The following is a 19,554-nucleotide window of genomic DNA, read 5'->3' as shown; positions in this document are numbered from 1 at the left end:
TCACCGGTAGGGGAAGCGCAACGTCGAACTAGCGTGTAGCTTCCGGGGGCATGAAGGGCGGGGGTGCCGGGAGAGAGTGCCGGGAGAGGTCCTCCGCCTGTGCGGATCAGTGGGCTTCACCGTGGGGCATTCACGCGGATCCATCGGGGTGACTGGGGGGTTGGTCGATGGGAGTTCGGCTCATGGTGGTCGACGACCACCGATTGCTCGCCGAGGCGCTGGCCTCGGCGCTGAAACTGCGCGGGCACCGGGTGCTCGCGGCGGCGGCGCCTGCCGCGGGGGCGGCGGAGCTGGTGATCAGCCGGGCGCCCGAGGTGTGCCTGCTGGGGACGGCCACACCGGCCGAGCCGGGGATGTTCGACCCGGTCGTGAAGATCAAGCGGGAGCGGCCGCAGGTGGCGGTGCTGGTGCTGGGTCCGGTGCCGAGCCCTCGCGGGATCGCCGCCGCGTTCGCCGCGGGGGCCTCCGGCTATGTGCGGCACGACGAGCGGATCGAGGGGGTCGAGCGGGCGATCATGAAGGCCCGGGCGGGGGAGGCGGCGGTCGCTCCGCAGTTGCTCCAGGGGGCGTTCAGCGAACTGCTGAACCCCGCCGCCCAGCCGGACGACGAGGGACAGCGGCTGCTGCAGATGCTGACACCCCGGGAGGTGGAGGTGCTGGTGCGGGTGGCCGACGGGGAGGACACGCGGCTGATCGCGGCGGGGATGGGGATAGCGCCGTCCACGGCCCGGACGCATGTGCAGCGGGTGCTGATGAAGCTGGGGGTGGGGTCTCGGCTGGAGGCGGCGGCGTTGGCTGCGCGGACGGGGCTGCTGGACCGGGCGGGTGCCTCCGGCGGTGGAACCGGGTGAGGTGATCGGACGCCGGCGCGGGTGGGTGGGGGCGGGCGTTGTGCGCAGTTCCCCGCGCCCCTGAATGCCTGCGGCGGCCCGTTGCGGTCTCTGGGGGCTTGTGTAGCGCGTGCGGTCCGGTGGTGGGGTCGGGGCCGGGGTGGGGGGTATCCGTCCTCGGTCCGGCGGCTCGGTCCCTCGAAGAAGGGGCCCGGTAACGGACGCCGGCCGCTGCGGGCGGACACCCCCCACCCCGTCCCCTGCGCGCCGTACGCGGCCAACCGACCGTCGTGGCGCGCGGTACGGCGAACGGTTCGTCGCGGCGCAGGTGACTGCAACTCCTCAGGGGCGCGGGGAACTGCGCGGCCAACCCCCACCGGTCCGCACCCGGTGTCACTCCTCCGGTGTCTCCACCTGTACCGGGGCCGCCGGCTTCAGTTTCTGCCAGATCAGGAAGAAGATGCCGAGCGCCAGCATTCCCAGGCCGGTCCACAGGTTGATGTTGACGCCCTCCGACTTGTCGAGGGAGGAGTCGGAGGGGTTGATGCCGGCGATCGTGACGATGACGCCGTAGAGGACGAACAGGCCGCCGATGATGCGGCGCAGGTCGAAGATCCGGGCCGCGGTGGCCGACTTGGCCTGGAGTTCGGAGACTTCCCGCTGGACGTCGTGTTCGGAGTAGCCGTGCTGATCGGACATGGTCTCTCAATCCTCCGAGGTCAGAACGAGAACGGGATGTAGCAGGCGGCGGCCAGGATCACCGCGCCCCAGCCCAGCAGGGCCGGCCTGCGGTACCAGGCGTCGTCGCCGGCGGCGGGGGGCTCGGACATGCCGGGGGACGTCGTGCCGTAGACGAGGCCCTGGAGGTCCTCGGCGGGCTTGGGGGCCGTGAACAGGGACACGGCGACCATGACCACCGCACCGGCCACGAAGCCGACGATCGCGGAGACGAAGTTGGCGCCCTGGTCGGAGGGGATGTCGACGATGCCCTGCTTGTAGATCCAGAAGTAGTTCACCATCGCCGCGACCGTCCCGGTGAGCAGACCCCAGAAGCCGGACTTCGCGGACGCCCGCTTCCAGAACATGCCGACGATGAAGACGACGAACATCGGCACGTTGAAGAAGGAGAACAGCGTCTGGAGGTAGCTCATGATGTTGGAGAAGGAGGAGGCCAGGAAGGCCGTTCCCACGGATGCGCAGACGCCGATCACCGTGATCAGGCGGCCGAAGCGGACGTAGTACTCGTCCTCGCGGCCCCGCACCACGTAGCGCGCCCAGATGTCGTTGGTGAACACCGTGTTGAAGGACGAGACGTTCGCCGCCATGCCGGCCATGAACGCGGCCAACAGGCCCGTCACCGCGATGCCGAGGACCCCGTTCGGCAGGAGTTGCTGCATCAGGTACGGGATGGCGTGGTTGTACTGGAGGTCCGAGCCGGGGGTGCCGATCTTGGGGACCAGGGCCGCCGCCACCAGGCCCGGGATCATCACCAGGAACACGATGAAGATCTTCGGGTAGGCGGCGATCAGGGGGGTGCGCTGGGCCGCGGAGAGGTTCTTCGCCGACAGGGCCCGCTGGACCTCCGCGAAGTTCGTCGTCCAGTAGCCGAAGGACAGGACGAAGCCCAGGCCCAGCACGATCGTCAGCCAGTTCGCGCCCAGCGGGTTGTCACTGCCGATGCCCGTACCGCCCCACGCCGTGGTGAAGTCGGCGCCGTGCCGGGCCGTCAGCTTGTCCGTGAGGCCGTCCCAGCCGCCCACCTTCTTCAGGCCGAGGACGACCAGCGGGATCAGGGCCGCGAGGATCACGAAGAACTGCAGGACCTCGTTGTAGATCGCGGAGGACAGTCCGCCGAGGGTGATGTAGGCGAGCACGAAGGCGCCCGCGACCACGATGGCCACCCACTGCGGCCAGCCCAGCAGGGCCTCCACGACGATCGCCAGGGCGTAGAGGTTCACGCCCGCGATCAGGATGGCCGCGAAGGCGAACAGGGCCGAGCTGAGCAGGTGCGCCCACTTGTCGAAGCGCAGCAGGAGCATCTCGGGGACCGAGCGCACCTTGCTGCCGTAGTAGAAGGGCATCATCACCAGGCCGAGGAAGACCATGGCCGGGATGGCGCCGATCCAGTACCAGTGGACCGTGTAGGCGCCGTACTGCGCGCTGTTGGCGGCCATTCCCAGGATCTCCGTGGCGGCCAGGTTGGCCGAGATGAAGGCGAGACCCGTGATCCAGGCCGGCATTGAGCGCCCGGAGAGGAAGAAGTCCAGGCTCGTCTTCACCGACCGGCGGGCCGCGAAGCCGATGCCGAGGACGACGACGAAGTAGATGCCGAGGATCGTGTAGTCGAGCCAGTTGGTGGGGAGCCGGAGCTCGGCGGCCAGGTATGCGCCTTTTGTGGGGGTCTGCATGGTCAGCAATTGAACACCTCGACTGGTGCGCTTTGTTTGATTCCGCTGGTGACATGGGTGGGGGTTTATGGTTACCTGTGTTTAGTTATGTTTGAGTGAAGGAGCGCAGCGGTGAAGAAGACCTCGACCCGGCTGGCCGACGGTCGCGAGCTCATCTACTACGACCTGCGCGACGACACCGTCCGCGACGCCGTGGACCGGCGGCCGCTGGAGCGGACCGTCACCACGTCCGAGGTCCGTCGGGATCCGCTGCTCGGCGATCGCGTGGCCGTCGCCTCGCACCGGCAGGGCCGCACCTACCACCCGCCGGCCGACGAGTGCCCGCTGTGCCCCTCGCAGGGTGAGCGGCTGAGCGAGATCCCGGACTCGTCGTACGACGTCGTGGTCTTCGAGAACCGTTTCCCCTCGCTGGCCGGCGACTCGGGGCGCTGTGAGGTCGTCTGCTTCACCTCGGACCACAACGCGTCCTTCGCCGACCTCACGCAGGAGCAGGCGCGGCTCGTCCTGGACGCATGGACCGACCGGACGTCGGAGCTGTCGCATCTGCCCTCCGTGGAGCAGGTCTTCTGTTTCGAGAACCGGGGTGCGGAGATCGGTGTGACTCTGGGTCACCCGCATGGCCAGATCTACGCCTACCCGTTCACCACCCCTCGCACCGCACTGATGCTGCGTTCTCTCGCGGCCCACAAGGAGGCCACCGGAGGGGAGAACCTCTTCGACGCCGTCGTGGAGAGCGAGCTGGCCGGGGAGCGGGTCGTCCTGGAGGGGGAGCACTGGGTCGCCTTCGTGCCCTACGCGGCGCACTGGCCGTACGAGGTGCACCTCTACCCCAAGCGCCGGGTGCCGGACCTGCTCGGTCTCGACGAGGACGCCCGCACAGAGTTCCCCCAGGTCTATCTGGAACTCTTGAGGCGCTTCGACCGGATTTTCGGCGAAGGTGAGCCGCCCACGCCGTACATCGCCGCCTGGCACCAGGCGCCGTTCGGTCAGCTGGAGGAGTTCGAGGGCGTGAGCCGTGACGACTTCGCGCTGCACCTGGAGCTTTTCACCATTCGTCGCACGTCCGGCAAGCTGAAGTTCCTCGCGGGCTCCGAGTCGGGCATGAACGTGTTCATCAACGACATCCGTCCGGAAGCCGCGGCACAGCGACTGCGAGAGGTAGCGAGTTCATGAAGTACCTGGTGACAGGTGGCGCGGGATACGTCGGCGGTGTCGTGGCCCAGCACCTGCTGGAGGCGGGGCACGAGGTCGTCGTCCTGGACAACCTCTCCACCGGTTTCCGCGAGGGCGTCCCGGCCGGGGCCGCCTTCATCGAGGGCGACATCCGCGACGCCGCCAAGTGGCTGGATTCCTCCTTCGACGGCGTGCTCCACTTCGCCGCGTCCTCGCAGGTCGGCGAGTCGGTCGTGAAGCCCGAGAAGTACTGGGACAACAACGTCGGCGGGACGATGGCGCTGCTCGGCGCCATGCGCGAGGCGGGCGTGAGCAAGCTCGTCTTCTCCTCCACGGCCGCCACCTACGGGGAGCCCGAGGAGGTGCCGATCGTCGAGTCGGCTCCGACCAGGCCCACCAACCCCTACGGCGCCTCCAAGCTCGCCGTCGACTTCATGATCACCAGTGAGGCGAACGCCCACGGCCTCGGCGCCGTGTCCCTGCGCTACTTCAACGTCGCAGGTGCCTACGGCAAGCAGGGCGAGCGGCACGACCCCGAGTCCCACCTCATCCCGCTCATCCTCCAGGTCGCCCAGGGCAGGCGGGAGGCGATCAACGTCTTCGGCGAGGACTACCCGACCCCGGACGGCACCTGCGTCCGCGACTACATCCACGTCGCCGACCTGGCCGACGCCCATCTCCTCGCGCTGAAGGCGGCAAAGCCGGGCGAGCACCTCATCTGCAACCTCGGCAACGGCGAGGGCTTCTCCGTGCGCCAGGTCATCGAGACGGTCCGCCAGGTCACCGGCCACCCGATCCCCGAGATCGTGGCCCCGCGCCGGGCCGGCGACCCGGCCACCCTGGTCGCCTCCGCCGCCACCGCCCGCGAGAAGCTGGGCTGGAACCCGACCCGCGCGGATCTCGCGGGGATCGTCGCGGACGCCTGGGAGTTCGCGCGGGCCGTCAGCGCAGAGAGGGAGCAGTAGTGGAGCAGGTGCAGCGTGGTTTCGTGGAGCTCTACGGAACCGGGCCCGAGGGCGTCTGGTCGGCGCCGGGCCGCGTCAACCTCATCGGTGAGCACACCGACTACAACGACGGCTTCGTGATGCCCTTCGCGCTGCCGCACACCGCGGTCGCGGCCGTCTCCCGGCGCACGGACGGCGTCCTGCGCCTGCACTCGGCCGACGTCGAGGGCGGTGTCGTCGAACTGCGCCTGGACGACCTCGCCCCGGAGAGCGACCGGAACTGGACCGCCTACCCCGCCGGTGTCGTCTGGGCGCTGCGCGAGGCAGGGCACCCCGTCACCGGGGCGGACGTCCACCTCGCCTCGACGGTCCCGGCGGGCGCGGGCCTGTCCTCCTCGGCGGCCCTGGAGGTCGTCGTCGCGCTCGCGCTGAACGACCTGTACGACCTCGGCCTCCAGCGCTGGCAGCTGGCCCGCCTGTGCCAGCGCGCCGAGAACGTCTACGTCGGCGCCCCCACCGGGATCATGGACCAGACCGCGTCCGCCTGCTGCGAGAGCGGCCACGCCCTGTTCCTCGACACCCGGGACCTGTCGCAGAAGCAGATCCCCTTCGACCTCGCCGCCGAGGGCATGGTCCTGCTCGTCGTCGACACCCGCGTCAAGCACGCCCACAACGAGGGCGAGTACGGCAAGCGCCGCGCGGGCTGCGAGCGGGGCGCGGCCCTGCTCGGTGTGGACGCCCTGCGGGACATCCCGTACGGCGAGCTCGACGCGGCCCTGGAGCGGCTCGGCGACGACGAGGAGGCCGTACGCCTGGTGCGGCACGTGGTCACCGAGGACGAGCGGGTCGAGAAGGTCGTCGCCCTGCTGGAGTCGGGCGAGACCCGCGCGATCGGACCGGTGCTGATCGCCGGACACGCCTCGCTGCGCGACGACTTCCGGATCTCCTGCCCGGAGCTGGACCTGGTCGTCGACACCGCCCTCGCCTCCGGTGCCCTGGGCGCCCGGATGACCGGCGGCGGCTTCGGCGGCTCGGCGATCGTGCTGGCCGAGGCGACCGACGTGGAGACGATCACCAAGGCGGTCCAAGAGGCCTTCTCCGCCGCGGAGTTCACCGCTCCGCGGGTGTTCGAGGCGGTGCCCTCGGCAGGGGCGCGGCGCCTGCTCTGAGACCGGCTGACCGCTGTTTTGCCCGGCTTGATCCGAACTTGGGGAAAGCCGGGCCTCTCCCTGACATACGCCCCAGTAGCGTCGGAGCGTGAGTCGAGGGCGCCTTCGCATCCTGTCGGCGATCGGCATCGGCTGCTACGCGCTCGCCGCGATCGCCGGCTTCTTCGTCCTGGCGGACCAGCGGGGCTACGGACTCCTGGTGCCCCTGTGGATCGCGCACGGTGTGCTCCTCGCCGTGCTGCTGACGAAGCTGTGCGCGGACGAGACGGGGCTGTCGGCGGCGCTGCTGGTGGTGGGGGCCTCCCTGGCGGCCGTGTACGTCGCCGACCAGGCCCGCGACGACCTCACCCTGGAGCGGCGGGGCGAACGGATCACCGCCACCGTCGTACGCGACTGGCCCGCCCCGGACCGGGGGCGGCCGGCGGACACCTACGACTACGCCCTCGCGCGCCGCGACGGCACCAGGCTCCCGGGCCCCGCCTTCCAGGCGGCCTCCGGCAGTTTCGCCGTCGGGCAGACCGTCACCGTGCTCGCCGACCCCGAGGGCGCCCTGAGGCCCCGGCTGCCGGGCGACGCGGACGCGACCGGGGACGTCCTCGGCGTGGGGGCGTTCGCGCTGATCGCGCTCGGTGTCGTCGCGGCCACGGCCCGCCGGGGCGAGACCGTCGCCCGCCGGCGGGAGGAGCGGGCCAGGGTGGCGGAACAGGAGCACACGCTCCGCGAGGCGCTGCGCACGGCCTCGGCCGACGACCACGGCTTCGTCGAGGTCCACCCCGCGCACTACCCGGACGTCCCCCACCGCCGCGCGGCCGGCATCGCCGGGGAACTGGGTCTGCGCCCGGCGGACGAGCCGGGCTCCTGGCGCTTCAGGCGGTGAGCCGCTTGGTGAGCGTGTACTCCGTGATCCCCGGCGGATAGTCCGGGATCACGCACACCACCTCGTACCCCTGCTTCCGGTAGAACTCCGGCGCCTGGAAGTCCCAGGTCTCCAGGCGTACGGAGGCGCAGCCCCGTTCGTTGTGCGCCGTGCGCTCCGCCTGTGCGAGCAACTGCGAACCCAGGCCCGCCCCGCGGTGCCGTCCGTCGACCCACAGATAGGTCACGTGCAGCCAGCTCGTCCAGGTGTGCCCGACCAGTCCGCCCGCCAGGGCGCCGGAGTCGTCCAAGGCCCAGACGTGGAGCGGAAGTTCCCGTTCACCTGGGGTTCCGCGCAGCGCGCGCAGCACCGGGGAGGCGGTGGTGTTGGTGTCCCGCAGCCGTTTGCGGAGCAGATCTTGCCGGGCCTTGTCGACTTCTGTCTCCAGACGAAACATGCGGCTCACCATAAACGCACCGGACAGCCAGTTCTGCAAATAACCTTCCGCTCCTGCCCCCCGGCCGTACCCTGATGAACAGCACCGGTGGGGGCCGGTGCTGATCAGGGGGCGAGACAGTCGGGTACGGCGCCCGAAGTGGGGGTAGCAGTTCTTGCACGGCGGCGGCCGTGCGGCCATCGTGCTTCGGGCGTCGTACCCGCGGCGGTGTCGTCTCCCGAGTCGTCCTCAGACGAAGACGATGGGGTATCCCCTGCTCTTCGAGAGCTTGGGGAAGGGGGTTTCGTGGTTCGCATCCGAGTCCTGGTCGTCGACGACCATCGCATCTTCGCCGAGTCGCTCGCCGCCGCGCTGGCGGCCGAGCCCGACGTGGAGGTCTCCGCGGCCGGCAGCGGTCCCGCCGCGCTGCGCTCGCTGGAGCGCGCGGCCGCCGAGGGCCGCCGTTTCGACGTGCTGCTCGTCGACGCCGACCTGGGCGGCAACGTCCAGGGCATCAGGCCCGCCGTCTCCGTGCCGGACGGCAGCGAGGACGGTCTGGTCGACGGCATCTCGCTGGTCGCCGGGGTCCGTACGGCGCAGCCGGCGGTCCGGATCGTCGTGCTCGCCGAGAAGGACGATCCGCGGCGGGCCGCGCTCGCCCTGCAGGCCGGCGCCTCGGGCTGGGTCGCCAAGGACTGCTCGCTGTCCCGGCTGCTCACCGTGATCCGGGGGGTGCTGCGCGACGAGACCCATCTGCCGCCCGCCCTGCTCACCGGTGTGCTGCGGGAACTGACCGCCGCCCGCAAGCACCGCACCGAGAGCGAGCGCCTGGTGGAGTCCCTCACCCCGCGCGAGCGGGAGGTGCTGCGCTGCATGGTGGCCGGGCTCGGCCGCAAGGCGGTCGCGGAGAGACTGTTCCTGTCCCCGCACACCGTGCGCACCCACATGCAGAACGTCCTCGGCAAGCTGGGCGTCCACTCCACCCTGGCCGCCGTCGCCCTGGCGCGGCGCGCGGGTGTGGGCCCGGTCGACCTAGCCGGGGATGTTGTCGAACGGGGCGGTCAACTGGCGTAGCAGCCCGGCCAGTTCCCCGCGCTGGGCGCGGGAGAGCTCGGCGAGGATCGCGCGTTCCTGTTCCAGCAGACCGGCGAGGGCCTGGTCCGCGCGGTCCTTGCCGTCCTCGGTGAGCCGGACCAGCACCCCGCGCCGGTCGCTCGGGTCGGGCAGCCGCTCCACCAGGCCCTTCTTGGCCAGCCGGTCGATGCGGTTGGTCATGGTGCCCGAGGTGACCAGGGTCTGGGTCAGCAACTGTCCGGGGGAGAGCTGGTACGGCGTCCCCGCGCGCCTGAGCGCGGTCAGCACGTCGAACTCCCAGGGCTCCAGACTGTGCTCGGCGAAGGCCAGCCGGCGTGCCCGGTCCAGGTGCCGGGCCAGTCTGCTCACCCGGCTGAGCACCTCGAGCGGTTCCACGTCGAGGTCAGGGCGCTCCCGGCGCCACGCAGCGACCAGCCGATCGACCTCGTCCTCCATGACGATCAGTGTAGTGGTTGTGTCGACATGAAGTCTCTTGACATCAAGTCTCTTGACATCAAGACAACCATCCGGGGAAGGTGAAGGGCATGACCACCCCCGCCTGGGACCCCGCCCAGTACCTGCGCCACGCGGACCACCGCGCCCGCCCCTTCACCGACCTGCTCGCCCGCGTACCGGACCTGCCGGGGGCCGAGCCCCTGATCGCCGACCTCGGCTGCGGCCCCGGCAATGTGACGGCGCTGCTCGCCGCCCGCTGGCCCACGGCCCGGATCACCGGCTACGACAACTCCGCCGAGATGCTCGACAAGGCACGGGCCGACCACGCCGGCCCCACGGCCGGTGGCGGCAGCCTCGACTTCTCCCACGCGGACGTGCGCACCTGGACGCCCGCACAGCCGTACGACCTGATCATCAGCAACGCCACGCTCCAGTGGGTGCCGGGGCACGTGGAGCGTTTCGGGGCCTGGGTGGACGGACTCGCACCGGGCGGCACCTTCGCCTTCCAGGTGCCCGGCAACTTCGGCTCCCCGAGCCACCGGCTGATGCGCGAACTCGCCGGGGCCGTGGGCCTCGCGGACACCCTGCGCCACGAGGACGCCGTCCGCGCGCCGGAGGCCTATCTGGCGGAGCTGGCCGACCTGGGATGCACGGTCGACGCGTGGGAGACGACGTACGTCCACCTGCTCCAGGGCGAGGACCCGATCCTGGACTGGGTCAAGGGCACGGGGCTGCGCCCGCTCCTGACCGCCCTCGCCGACGACCCGCCGGCCAGGGAGGAGTTCCTGACCGCCTACCGTGCGGCCCTGCGCCAGGCGTACCCGGCGGGCCCGCACGGCACCCCGTTCCCCTTCCGCCGCGTCTTCGCCGTCGCCCGCAAGCAGAGCTGACGCTCGCGAGCGTGGACCGCGTGCGGCCCGCCGTGTTTGACCGGCGTTCGTCGGGTCACCCGCAGTGATGAGAGCGGAGTCGGCAATCGCTTGGGAGTGAGAACCGTGGCAGGAGACCAGAAGGCCAAGGCCAAGAAGGAACAGGCCAAGGGCAAGGCCAAGGAGGCCATAGGTCGCGCGGTCGGCAACGAGAGCATGGAAGCCGAGGGCCGCATGGGCCAGTCCAAGGGCGACGCGCGCCAGGCCAAGGAGAAGGCGAAGGACACCTTCAAGCACTGACGCCACGCAGACGAACGGCCCGTGCACCCACGGGGTGCACGGGCCGTCGTACGTGCCGGTGCCGGGTTCAGCGCCACTCGGCCGGGATGTGCTTCACCTGCTCCAGGACGTCCCAGTCCTTGGGACGGGAACTCGGCGAGTCCCAGGGAGCGCCCTGGCCGAGCCAGTAGCCGCGCCTCTCCCGCAATCCGGTGACGCTGACGTCGTTCATGCTGGGCTCATTGCCGCAGCAGGGGCAGATGGCGGCCTCGTTGGGCCAGCCGCCCTCCCAGAAGGGTTCCGGATCGTTGTCGTGCCCGCAGACCCGGCAGGCGGTCTCCCGCTCCGGGCCCGGTGGGCTCCCCGGTTCGGACTGCACGAGCAGCTCCTCCTGGGCGGTGGTCGGGTTCGGCAGGCGGGCGCTCAGCTCTTCCGGCGGCCTATCAGGCGCGGCTTCGCCTCCAGCCCGTCCAGGCCGTGCCAGGCGAGATTCACCAGGTGTGCCGCCACCTCCGCCTTCTTCGGGCGGCGCACGTCCAGCCACCACTGGCCGGTCAGGGCGACCATGCCGACCAGGGCCTGGGCGTACAGGGGGGCCAGTTTGGGGTCGAAGCCGCGCCTCTTGAACTCGCGGCCCAGGATGTCCTCCACCTGGGTCGCGATGTCCGAGATGAGAGAGGCGAAGGAGCCCGTGGACTGGGGGATGGGGGAGTCGCGCACCAGGATGCGGAAGCCGTCGGTGTACTCCTCGATGTAGTCGAGGAGGGCGAACGCCGCCTGTTCGCACAGTTCGCGGGGGTGGCCGGCGGTCAGGGAACCGGTCACCATGTCCAGCAGGCGCCGCATCTCGCGGTCCACCACCACCGCGTACAGGCCCTCCTTGCCGCCGAAGTGCTCGTACACCACCGGCTTGGAGACGCCGGCCTTCGCCGCGATCTCCTCCACCGACGTGCCCTCGAAGCCCTTCGAGGCGAACAGCGTGCGACCGATCTCCAGAAGCTGTGCGCGGCGTTCGGCCCCCGTCATCCGGGTGCGCCGGGCTCGCCGCGGCTTCGCTTCGCTGCTCGGGGTACTGCTGGAGTCGGTCGCCACGGCGTCCATCATGCCGCCTCGGCGGTCTCCTTCTTGCGCCGGGAGCCGTCCCCGTCGGTGTTCCGGCGCGAATCGATACGCGAGCGTGACGGCCAGCGCACGTCGTACGCCCAGCCGAGCATCTCGAACCAGCGGATGATCCGCGCGGAGGAGTCCAGCTGACCGCGCATCACCCCGTGCCGCGCCGAGGTCGGGTCGGCGTGGTGCAGGTTGTGCCAGGACTCACCGCAGGACAGCACGGCCAGCCACCACACGTTGCCCGAGCGGTCCCGCGACTTGAAGGGCCGCTTGCCGACCGCGTGGCAGATCGAGTTGATCGACCAGGTGACGTGGTGGAGGAGGCAGACGCGGACCAGGGAGCCCCAGAAGAACCCGGTGAACGCGCCCCACCAGGACATCGTCACCAGGCCGCCGATCACGGCGGGCAGGGCGAGGGAGAGCATCGTCCAGTAGATGAACTGCCGGGAGATCGCCCGGATCGCCGGGTCCTTGATCAGGTCCGGCGCGTACTTGTCCTGCGGGGTTTGCTCCTCGTCGAACATCCAGGCGATGTGGGCCCACCACAGGCCCTTGATCAGTGCCGGGACCGTCTCCCCGAACCGCCACGGCGAGTGGGGGTCACCCTCGGCGTCGGAGAACTTGTGGTGCTTGCGGTGGTCGGCGACCCACCGCACCAGGGGCCCCTCGACGGCCAGCGATCCCATGATCGCCAGCGCGATCCTCAGTGGCCTCTTGGCCTTGAAGGAGCCGTGCGTGAAGTAGCGGTGGAAGCCGATCGTGATGCCGTGACAGCCGAGGTAGTAGAAGAAGACCAGAAGGCCCAGATCGAGCCAGCTCACACCCCAGCCCCAGGCCAGCGGCACCGCCGCGAGCAGGGCGAGGAACGGAACGGTGATGAACAGGAGCAGCGTGATCTGTTCGAGCGAGCGTTTCTGCTCACCGCCGAGCGTCGCGGAGGGCGGTGTCGAGCCGTCGGTCGCCTTCGGGGCGTCTGCGATCACATCGGAGCGCGTGGTCATGGGCGTCCCCTGTGGGGTTTTGAGGGTTGACGACAGGTGCCGGGCTGCGGGAGTCATTCCCGGGTTCCGTTACGACGGTCCCTACGGTTCCGTAACCTACGGCGTCGTAAGTATGGCAGTGCGGTGCCCGGCGGCAAGAGCCCGAGAGTCTGCGCGTCCGCATGGACACCTATCCTTGGAGTCGGTCGGACAGCGCGGTCCGCTCTGATTTCTTCCCGGATGGCCCGGCCGTATGCGGCGGCTGCCGCACGACCGCCCTCCGGGTTCCCCTGCCGGACGAGCTTCAACACTGCAAGGAGCCGCACCTGTGAGCAGTGCCGACGACCTGACTACCAGCGCCACGTCGACCAGTACCGAGCTGCGCGCCGACATCCGCCGACTGGGCGACCTCCTGGGCGAGACCCTCGTCCGCCAGGAGGGCCCCGAGCTGCTGGAACTCGTCGAGAAGGTGCGCCGCCTCACCCGTGAGGACGGCGAGGCCGCCGCCGAGCTGCTGCGCGGCACCGAACTGGAGACCGCCGCCAAGCTGGTACGCGCCTTCTCCACCTACTTCCACCTCGCCAACGTCACCGAGCAGGTGCACCGCGGCCGTGAGCTGCGGGCCCGGCGTGCGGCCGAGGGCGGTCTGCTCGCCCGTACGGCCGACCGCCTCAAGGACGCCGACCCCGAGCACCTGCGCCAGACCGTCGCCAACCTCAACGTCCGCCCGGTCTTCACCGCCCACCCCACCGAGGCCGCCCGCCGCTCGGTGCTGAACAAGCTCCGCCGGATCGCGGCCCTCCTGGAGACCCCGGTCATCGAGGCGGACCGGCGCCGCTACGACACCCGCCTGGCCGAGAACATCGACCTCGTGTGGCAGACCGACGAGCTCCGCGTGGTGCGCCCCGAGCCCGCCGACGAGGCCCGCAACGCCATCTACTACCTCGACGAGCTGCACGCCGGCGCGGTCGGCGACGTCCTGGAGGACCTGACGGCGGAACTGGAGCGCGTCGGCGTCAGAATCCCCGACGCCACCCGTCCCCTCACCTTCGGCACCTGGATCGGCGGCGACCGCGACGGCAACCCCAACGTCACCCCCCAGGTCACCTGGGACGTCCTGATCCTCCAGCACGAGCACGGCATCAACGACGCCCTGGAGCTCATCGACGAGCTGCGCGGCTTCCTGTCGAACTCCATCCGCTACACCGGCGCCACCGAGGAACTCCTGGAGTCCCTCAAGGCGGACCTGGAGCGCCTGCCGGAGATCAGCCCCCGCTACAAGCGCCTGAACGCCGAGGAGCCGTACCGCCTCAAGGCCACCTGCATCCGGCAGAAGCTGGAGAACACCAAGACCCGGCTGGCCAAGGGCATCCCGCACGAGGACGGCCGCGACTACCTCGGCACCAGCGAGCTGCTGCGCGACCTGACCCTGATCCAGACCTCGCTCAGGGAACACCGCGGCGGGCTCTTCGCCGACGGCCGGATGAACCGCACCATCCGCACCCTCGCCGCCTTCGGTCTCCAGCTCGCCACCATGGACGTCCGCGAGCACGCCGACGCCCACCACCACGCCCTCGGCCAGCTCTTCGACCGGCTCGGCGAGGAGTCCTGGCGGTACGCGGACATGCCCCGCGAGTACCGGGCCAAGCTGCTCGCCAAGGAGCTGCGCTCGCGCCGGCCCCTCGCGCCCACCCCGGCCCCGGTCGACGCGGCCGGCGAGAAGACCCTCGGGGTCTTCCAGACCGTGAAGCGGGCCCTGGAGGTCTTCGGACCCGAGGTCGTCGAGTCGTACATCATCTCGATGTGCCAGGGCGCCGACGACGTCTTCGCGGCGGCGGTGCTGGCCCGCGAGGCCGGACTGCTCGACCTGCACGCCGGCTGGGCGAAGATCGGCATCGTGCCGCTCCTGGAGACCACCGACGAGCTCAAGGCCGCCGACACCATCCTGGAGGACATGCTCTCCGACCCGTCGTACCGCAGGCTCGTGGCCCTGCGCGGGGACGTCCAGGAGGTCATGCTCGGCTACTCGGACTCCTCCAAGTTCGGCGGCATCACCACCAGCCAGTGGGAGATCCACCGGGCCCAGCGGCGGCTGCGCGACGTCGCGCACCGGTACGGCGTGCGCCTGCGCCTCTTCCACGGCCGCGGCGGCACCGTCGGCCGCGGCGGCGGCCCCTCGCACGACGCGATCCTCGCCCAGCCCTGGGGCACCCTGGAGGGCGAGATCAAGGTCACCGAGCAGGGCGAGGTCATCTCCGACAAGTACCTCGTGCCGTCCCTGGCCCGGGAGAACCTGGAGCTGACGGTCGCGGCCACCCTTCAGGCCTCCGCGCTGCACACCGCCCCCCGTCAGTCGGACGAGGCGCTGGCCCGCTGGGACGCGGCGATGGACGTGGTGAGCGACGCCGCCCACGCCGCCTACCGCAGGCTCGTCGAGGACCCGGACCTGCCGAACTACTTCCTCGCGTCCACGCCGGTCGACCAGCTCGCCGACCTGCACCTCGGCTCACGTCCCGCCCGCCGCCCCGGCTCGGGCGTCTCCCTCGACGGACTGCGCGCCATCCCGTGGGTGTTCGGCTGGACCCAGTCCCGCCAGATCGTGCCCGGCTGGTTCGGCGTCGGTTCCGGACTGAAGGCGCTGCGCGAGGCGGGCCTGGACACCGTGCTCGACGAGATGCACGAGCAGTGGCACTTCTTCCGCAACTTCATCTCCAACGTCGAGATGACGCTCGCGAAGACCGACCTGCGCATCGCCCGCCACTACGTCGAGACCCTCGTCCCCGCCGAGCTCCAGCACGTCTTCGCCGACATCGAGGCCGAGCACGAGCTCACCGTCCGCGAGGTCCTCAGGGTCACGGGGGAGGACGAACTCCTCGACGCCACCCCGGTCCTCAAGCAGACCTTCGCCATCCGCGACGCCTACCTGGACCCGATCTCCTACCTCCAGGTGGCCCTGCTCAAGCGCCAGCGCGACGCGGTCGCCGCCGGTGAACAGCCCGACCCGCTGCTCTCCCGTGCCCTGCTGCTGACCGTCAACGGCGTCGCCGCGGGCCTGCGCAACACCGGCTGACCCCGTACGCGAAAGAGGCGGTGCCCCCGGGATCCCGGGGGCACCGCCTCTTTCGTTCGTTGCGTCAGGCCCGGCGACGCCGGACGACGAGGTAACCGCCCGCCGCCACCAGCGCGGCCGCGACCCCGGAGAGCAGGCCGACGGGAGCGCCGTTGCCGGTCTCGGCGAGGTCACCGGTGGAGCCCTGCGCGGACGCGGAGGCGGAGGCCGACGGAGAAGTACCGGCCCCGGCCGACTCGCTGGGCCCGGTGCTGGGCTCGGTGCCGGGCGGGGTGGACTCGCCCGAACCCGGAGTGCCGGAGGGCGAAGTGGTCGGCGTGGCCGTCGTACCGCCGCCTTCCTCGTCCTCGCAGTCCGTCCAGAACACCTTGTGCTTGGCGGCGCCGTGCTCTCCGTCGAAGTTCCAGAAGAGCTTGTAGTGCCCGTCGGGCAGCGACAGGTCCTCCGTGCGGCCGTGACCGTCGGAGTCCAGCGTGATCTCGCCGGACTTCACGGTCTCGCCCTTGACGTCGGCCGTCGGGGCCCAGGCCTCGATGTGCCAGTCGACCTCCTGGACGGCGTCGAAGCCGAAGGCGTCCAGGTAGAAGGTGCAGACGTGCGGCTCGTTCTTGCGGAGCTCTTCGCCGGTGGTGGCGTCGTGGATCTTCACGGTTCCGTTGTCACCCGGAGGGGTGGCGTGGGCGACCGGGGCGACCAGGAAGGCCGCCGAGGCGACGGCGGACAGGACGCCGAAGCGGGTGAGGGTGCGCATGGGGCAGTAGTCCATCTTCGAGAGTGGAACGGGAAGATGTGGAGGGTGCGGCTCAGCTTCCAGGTGTGACTGACCTCTGGTCAATCACGAACAGACAACACTCACGTTCTCCACGGAACCGAAGAACGGCGAATGCCCTCAGATGGTCACGAAAGCCGCCGTGAGCAGCGCGATCCCCGACCCCGCCAGCACCCACGCGAGCCGGGTCCGCAGCAGTCCGCCCGCCACGACCACCGACGCGAGCAGCAGCGCCCCGCCCATCGGCACCCACGCGTACAGCACCCCGGCCGGCCCCGACCGCACCACCTCGGCGCTGCCCGGCTTCACCACCACCGAGTAGGTCCGGCCCTCGCGCACCGCCACCGACTTCTCGATGACCACCCGCTCCCGCGCCTCGGACCCGTGCGACACAGGCGTGTACGGGCCGCTGCACACCTCCCGCGCGCACCGGGCCACCTCGATCGTGCCGCGCTCGCGCCCCTTGGTCAGCATCACGTACTGCGCGCTGCCCCAGGACCCCCACACCCCCGCGACCAGGATCAGCAGCGCGACCACCGCCATCGACGCGCGCCGCCCGAACCGCAGCGCGGCGACCGAGGCCCGGCGGGCGGTGAGGGCGGTGGCAGGCATGGCCGGGATCATTGGCCATGGCCCTGCGCGGGGTCAACTCCGGCCCGGCGGACCGCCGGACAAGTCAGGAGTTGTACGTGCTTTGCGCCCGCTCCAGCCCCTCGATCACCAAGGCCTCCACCGCGTCGGCCGCACGGTCCACGAAGTAGTCGAGCTCCTTGCGCTCGCTCGACGAGAAGTCCTTCAGCACGAAGTCCGCGACCTGCATACGGCCCGGAGGGCGCCCGATCCCGAACCGCACCCGGTGGTACTCCGCCCCGAACGCCTTCGTCATCGACTTCAGCCCGTTGTGACCGTTGTCCCCGCCGCCGAGCTTGAGCCGCAGCACGCCGTAGTCGATGTCGAGCTCGTCATGGACCGCCACGATGTTCGCCACCGGCACCTTGTAGAAGTCCTTGAGGGCGTTCACCGGCCCGCCGGACAGGTTCATGAACGACATCGGCTTGGCCAGGATCACCCGCCGGTTCGCCGGCCCCGGCGGCCCGATCCGCCCCTCGACGACCTGCGCCTGCGCCTTCCCGGCCCGCTTGAACCGGCCCCCGATCCGCGCGGCCAGCAGATCGGCCACCATGAAGCCGACGTTGTGCCGGTTGGCGGCGTACTCGGGCCCGGGATTGCCGAGGCCCACGATCAGCCAGGGGGCACCTGCAGGGGTGGTCACGTCCATGTCTCCTCACGTGCAACAGCCGCTGCCCCCTCAGGGAGCAGCGGCTGGAGCCTATACGGCGAGCGCTCGGGCTCAGGCCTCGGCGGCCTCGTCGCCCTCGGCCTCTTCACCCGCGGACTCCTCGGCCTGCGCGGCCAGGACCTGCAGGACGACGGTGTCCTCCTCGACAGCCAGCTTGGTGCCCTTGGGCAGCGGGATGTCCTTGGCGAGGATGGAGTCGCCGGCCGTCAGACCCTCGATGGAGACCGTGACGGACTCGGGGATGTGCGTGGCCTCGGCCTCGACCGGAAGCGCGTTCAGGACGTGCTCCAGCAGGTTGCCACCGGGGGCCAGCTCGCCCTCGGTCTGGACGAAGATCTCGACGTTGACCTGCTCGCCGCGCTTGACCAGCTGAAGGTCGACGTGCTCCAGGAAGCCCTTGATCGGGTCGCGCTGCACGGACTTCGGGATCGCCAGCTCGTTGGTCTTGCCGTCGATGTCCAGGGAGATCAGGACGTTCGGCGTACGCAGCGCCAGCAGCAGGTCGTGGCCCGGAAGGGTCAGGTGCAGCGGGTCGGAACCGTGACCGTACAGAACACCGGGAACCTTGTTGTCACGGCGGATACGACGGGCGGCACCCTTGCCGAACTCGCTGCGGGTCTCGGCGGTGAGCTTCACCTCGGACATGCGGATCACTCCTCGTGAATCAGGAACGGACGTGGTCACCCGGCCACGAACGGCCTGCTACGAAGAGCGCGTCGATAACGGACCGCCGCATCCATGGATACGGCCTCCCTCGCCGAGCAACTGGGGCAGTCTACTCGGCGCGGGAGGCCGCAGAAAAATCGATCATGCAGAAGCGTTTTTACAGCTTCGGTGCGACCTACTGCTCGTCGAAGAGGCTGGTCACCGACCCGTCCTCGAACACCTCACGCACCGCGCTCGCGATCGTCGGCGCGATCGACAGCACCTTGATCTTGTCCAGGTCCCGGGACAGCTCACCCGGCGTCGGCAGGGTGTTGGTGAACACGAACTCGCTCACCCGGGAGTTCTTCAGACGATCGGCCGCCGGACCGGACAGCACACCATGGGTGGCCGTCACGATGACATCCTCCGCACCGTGCGCGAACAACGCGTCCGCGGCCGCACAGATGGTGCCACCCGTGTCGATCATGTCGTCCACCAGGACACACACCCGGCCCTTGACCTCACCCACGACCTCGTGGACGGTCACCTGGTTCGCCACGTCCTTGTCACGCCGCTTGTGCACGATCGCCAGCGGCGCGCCCAGCCGGTCGCACCACCGGTCCGCGACCCGCACCCGGCCCGCGTCCGGGGACACCACCGTCAGCTTCGCCCGGTCGACCTTCTGCCCCACGTAGTCCGCCAGCAGCGGCAGCGCGAACAGATGGTCCACCGGACCGTCGAAGAAGCCCTGGATCTGGTCGGTGTGCAGATCCACGGTCAGAATGCGGTCGGCACCGGCCGTCTTCATCAGATCCGCGATCAACCGCGCCGAGATCGGCTCACGGCCACGGTGCTTCTTGTCCTGCCGCGCATAGCCGTAGAACGGCACGATGACCGTGATGGAGCGGGCCGACGCACGCTTCAGCGCGTCGATCATGATCAACTGCTCCATGATCCACTGATTGATCGGAGCCGTATGGCTCTGGATCACGAAGCAGTCCGCGCCACGCGCCGACTCCTGATAGCGGACATAGATCTCGCCGTTCGCGAAGTCGAAGGCCTTGGTCGGGACAACCCCGACACCCAGCTGCTGGGCGACCTCCTCGGCAAGCTCGGGGTGGGCGCGGCCGGAGAAGAACATCATCTTCTTCTCGCCGGTCGTCTTGATCCCGGTCACAGCACTGTC

Annotated in this window: 21 protein-coding genes; 9 read left to right on the top strand and 12 right to left on the bottom strand. The window is 70.2% G+C overall.

Features of this window, described 5'->3' with window-relative positions; all coding sequences use genetic code 11:
* The first annotated feature begins 167 nt into the window (after positions 1–167).
* Positions 168–851: a response regulator transcription factor gene (locus M2163_RS22495; RefSeq protein ID WP_280851017.1), complete on the top strand. Its 684-nt coding sequence runs from the start codon at positions 168–170 to the stop codon at positions 849–851.
* A gap of 372 nt (positions 852–1,223) precedes the next feature.
* On the opposite strand, the gene M2163_RS22490 is transcribed toward M2163_RS22495, so the two are convergent.
* Positions 1,224–1,529, bottom strand: a complete 306-nt coding sequence (locus M2163_RS22490; protein ID WP_280851018.1) for a hypothetical protein — start codon at positions 1,527–1,529, stop codon at positions 1,224–1,226.
* A 20-nt stretch (positions 1,530–1,549) separates the two neighbouring features.
* Positions 1,550–3,238, bottom strand: a complete 1,689-nt coding sequence (locus M2163_RS22485) for a sodium:solute symporter family protein (RefSeq protein ID WP_280851019.1) — start codon at positions 3,236–3,238, stop codon at positions 1,550–1,552.
* 111 nt (positions 3,239–3,349) lie between these two features.
* Here M2163_RS22485 and galT point away from each other — a divergent pair, with 111 nt between their 5' ends.
* The 4 genes from galT to M2163_RS22465 all read left to right on the top strand — a co-directional run bounded on the left by galT (position 3,350) and on the right by M2163_RS22465 (position 7,401).
* Complete coding sequence (gene galT / locus M2163_RS22480) at positions 3,350–4,411, top strand: galactose-1-phosphate uridylyltransferase (RefSeq protein WP_280894849.1); 1,062 nt, start codon at positions 3,350–3,352, stop codon at positions 4,409–4,411.
* Positions 4,408–5,376, top strand: coding sequence for a UDP-glucose 4-epimerase GalE (gene galE, locus M2163_RS22475; protein ID WP_280894848.1), 969 nt, complete (start codon positions 4,408–4,410; stop codon positions 5,374–5,376). Before galT ends, galE begins: the two co-directional genes overlap by 4 nt.
* Positions 5,376–6,524 carry a galactokinase gene (galK, locus tag M2163_RS22470; protein WP_280894847.1) on the top strand — a complete coding sequence of 383 codons (1,149 nt, stop codon included), beginning with the start codon at positions 5,376–5,378 and terminating at the stop codon, positions 6,522–6,524. The genes galE and galK overlap by 1 nt, the downstream gene beginning before the upstream one ends.
* A gap of 88 nt (positions 6,525–6,612) precedes the next feature.
* Positions 6,613–7,401, top strand: coding sequence for a hypothetical protein (locus tag M2163_RS22465; RefSeq protein ID WP_280894846.1), 789 nt, complete (start codon positions 6,613–6,615; stop codon positions 7,399–7,401).
* On the opposite strand, the gene M2163_RS22460 is transcribed toward M2163_RS22465, so the two are convergent.
* The gene (locus tag M2163_RS22460; protein ID WP_280851024.1) at positions 7,391–7,849 is read right to left on the bottom strand and encodes an N-acetyltransferase; all 459 of its coding nucleotides are present in this window, start codon (positions 7,847–7,849) and stop codon (positions 7,391–7,393) included. The two genes, M2163_RS22465 and M2163_RS22460, sit on opposite strands and share 11 nt — an antisense overlap.
* A 273-nt stretch (positions 7,850–8,122) precedes the next feature.
* On the opposite strand from M2163_RS22460, the gene M2163_RS22455 reads away from it, so the two are divergent.
* A complete protein-coding gene (locus M2163_RS22455; protein ID WP_280851025.1) occupies positions 8,123–8,890 on the top strand; it encodes a response regulator transcription factor in 768 nt (255 codons plus the stop codon).
* Here the strand turns inward: M2163_RS22455 and M2163_RS22450 are convergent.
* A complete protein-coding gene (locus M2163_RS22450; protein WP_007382615.1) occupies positions 8,849–9,346 on the bottom strand; it encodes a MarR family transcriptional regulator in 498 nt (165 codons plus the stop codon). The two genes, M2163_RS22455 and M2163_RS22450, sit on opposite strands and share 42 nt — an antisense overlap.
* Before the next feature lie 89 nt (positions 9,347–9,435).
* Here M2163_RS22450 and M2163_RS22445 point away from each other — a divergent pair, with 89 nt between their 5' ends.
* Both M2163_RS22445 and M2163_RS22440 read left to right on the top strand, forming a co-directional pair.
* Positions 9,436–10,236, top strand: a complete 801-nt coding sequence (locus M2163_RS22445; RefSeq protein ID WP_280894845.1) for a trans-aconitate 2-methyltransferase — start codon at positions 9,436–9,438, stop codon at positions 10,234–10,236.
* A 105-nt stretch (positions 10,237–10,341) separates the two neighbouring features.
* Complete coding sequence (locus M2163_RS22440; protein WP_280894844.1) at positions 10,342–10,515, top strand: CsbD family protein; 174 nt, start codon at positions 10,342–10,344, stop codon at positions 10,513–10,515.
* Between the two features lie 67 nt (positions 10,516–10,582).
* On the opposite strand, the gene M2163_RS22435 is transcribed toward M2163_RS22440, so the two are convergent.
* The 3 genes from M2163_RS22435 to M2163_RS22425 are packed head-to-tail and all read right to left on the bottom strand — an operon-like array spanning position 10,583 to position 12,605.
* Positions 10,583–10,873 (bottom strand): hypothetical protein, encoded by a 291-nt coding sequence (locus M2163_RS22435; RefSeq protein WP_280894843.1) that lies wholly within the window; start codon positions 10,871–10,873, stop codon positions 10,583–10,585.
* A 44-nt stretch (positions 10,874–10,917) separates the two neighbouring features.
* Positions 10,918–11,598, bottom strand: a complete 681-nt coding sequence (locus M2163_RS22430) for a TetR/AcrR family transcriptional regulator (protein WP_280851029.1) — start codon at positions 11,596–11,598, stop codon at positions 10,918–10,920.
* Positions 11,595–12,605 carry a fatty acid desaturase gene (locus tag M2163_RS22425; protein ID WP_280851030.1) on the bottom strand — a complete coding sequence of 337 codons (1,011 nt, stop codon included), beginning with the start codon at positions 12,603–12,605 and terminating at the stop codon, positions 11,595–11,597. Before M2163_RS22425 ends, M2163_RS22430 begins: the two co-directional genes overlap by 4 nt.
* Positions 12,606–12,912: 307 nt before the next feature.
* On the opposite strand from M2163_RS22425, the gene ppc reads away from it, so the two are divergent.
* Complete coding sequence (gene ppc, locus M2163_RS22420; protein ID WP_280851031.1) at positions 12,913–15,654, top strand: phosphoenolpyruvate carboxylase; 2,742 nt, start codon at positions 12,913–12,915, stop codon at positions 15,652–15,654.
* Between the two features lie 64 nt (positions 15,655–15,718).
* Here the strand turns inward: ppc and M2163_RS22415 are convergent, their stop codons facing one another.
* The 5 genes from M2163_RS22415 to M2163_RS22395 form a co-directional block, all read right to left on the bottom strand.
* Positions 15,719–16,405: an LPXTG cell wall anchor domain-containing protein gene (locus M2163_RS22415; protein WP_280854177.1), complete on the bottom strand. Its 687-nt coding sequence runs from the start codon at positions 16,403–16,405 to the stop codon at positions 15,719–15,721.
* A gap of 138 nt (positions 16,406–16,543) precedes the next feature.
* Positions 16,544–17,047, bottom strand: coding sequence for a hypothetical protein (locus M2163_RS22410; RefSeq protein ID WP_280894842.1), 504 nt, complete (start codon positions 17,045–17,047; stop codon positions 16,544–16,546).
* A 52-nt stretch (positions 17,048–17,099) separates the two neighbouring features.
* Positions 17,100–17,702 (bottom strand): aminoacyl-tRNA hydrolase, encoded by a 603-nt coding sequence (pth, locus tag M2163_RS22405; RefSeq protein WP_280851033.1) that lies wholly within the window; start codon positions 17,700–17,702, stop codon positions 17,100–17,102.
* A gap of 72 nt (positions 17,703–17,774) precedes the next feature.
* Positions 17,775–18,368, bottom strand: a complete 594-nt coding sequence (locus M2163_RS22400; RefSeq protein ID WP_280851034.1) for a 50S ribosomal protein L25/general stress protein Ctc — start codon at positions 18,366–18,368, stop codon at positions 17,775–17,777.
* 196 nt (positions 18,369–18,564) lie between these two features.
* Complete coding sequence (locus M2163_RS22395; RefSeq protein ID WP_030317447.1) at positions 18,565–19,545, bottom strand: ribose-phosphate diphosphokinase; 981 nt, start codon at positions 19,543–19,545, stop codon at positions 18,565–18,567.
* Positions 19,546–19,554: the final 9 nt, after the last annotated feature.

The sequence above is a fragment of the Streptomyces sp. SAI-135 genome (assembly GCF_029893805.1).
Lineage (GTDB): Bacteria > Actinomycetota > Actinomycetes > Streptomycetales > Streptomycetaceae > Streptomyces.
Note: the sequence above shows the minus strand (reverse complement) of the source record. Positions and strands in the feature narration are given on the sequence as shown.

Coding starts and splice junctions, on each gene's coding strand:
- M2163_RS22445 (WP_280894845.1), top strand. CDS start 9,436: ATGACCACCCCCGCCTGGGACCCCGCCCAGTACCTGCGCCACGCGGAC.
- M2163_RS22410 (WP_280894842.1), bottom strand. CDS start 17,047: ATGATCCCGGCCATGCCTGCCACCGCCCTCACCGCCCGCCGGGCCTCG.
- M2163_RS22400 (WP_280851034.1), bottom strand. CDS start 18,368: ATGTCCGAGGTGAAGCTCACCGCCGAGACCCGCAGCGAGTTCGGCAAG.
- M2163_RS22490 (WP_280851018.1), bottom strand. CDS start 1,529: ATGTCCGATCAGCACGGCTACTCCGAACACGACGTCCAGCGGGAAGTC.
- M2163_RS22425 (WP_280851030.1), bottom strand. CDS start 12,605: ATGACCACGCGCTCCGATGTGATCGCAGACGCCCCGAAGGCGACCGAC.
- pth (WP_280851033.1), bottom strand. CDS start 17,702: ATGGACGTGACCACCCCTGCAGGTGCCCCCTGGCTGATCGTGGGCCTC.
- M2163_RS22450 (WP_007382615.1), bottom strand. CDS start 9,346: ATGGAGGACGAGGTCGATCGGCTGGTCGCTGCGTGGCGCCGGGAGCGC.
- M2163_RS22485 (WP_280851019.1), bottom strand. CDS start 3,238: ATGCAGACCCCCACAAAAGGCGCATACCTGGCCGCCGAGCTCCGGCTC.
- M2163_RS22495 (WP_280851017.1), top strand. CDS start 168: ATGGGAGTTCGGCTCATGGTGGTCGACGACCACCGATTGCTCGCCGAG.
- M2163_RS22460 (WP_280851024.1), bottom strand. CDS start 7,849: ATGGTGAGCCGCATGTTTCGTCTGGAGACAGAAGTCGACAAGGCCCGG.
- galE (WP_280894848.1), top strand. CDS start 4,408: ATGAAGTACCTGGTGACAGGTGGCGCGGGATACGTCGGCGGTGTCGTG.
- M2163_RS22430 (WP_280851029.1), bottom strand. CDS start 11,598: ATGATGGACGCCGTGGCGACCGACTCCAGCAGTACCCCGAGCAGCGAA.
- M2163_RS22415 (WP_280854177.1), bottom strand. CDS start 16,405: ATGCGCACCCTCACCCGCTTCGGCGTCCTGTCCGCCGTCGCCTCGGCG.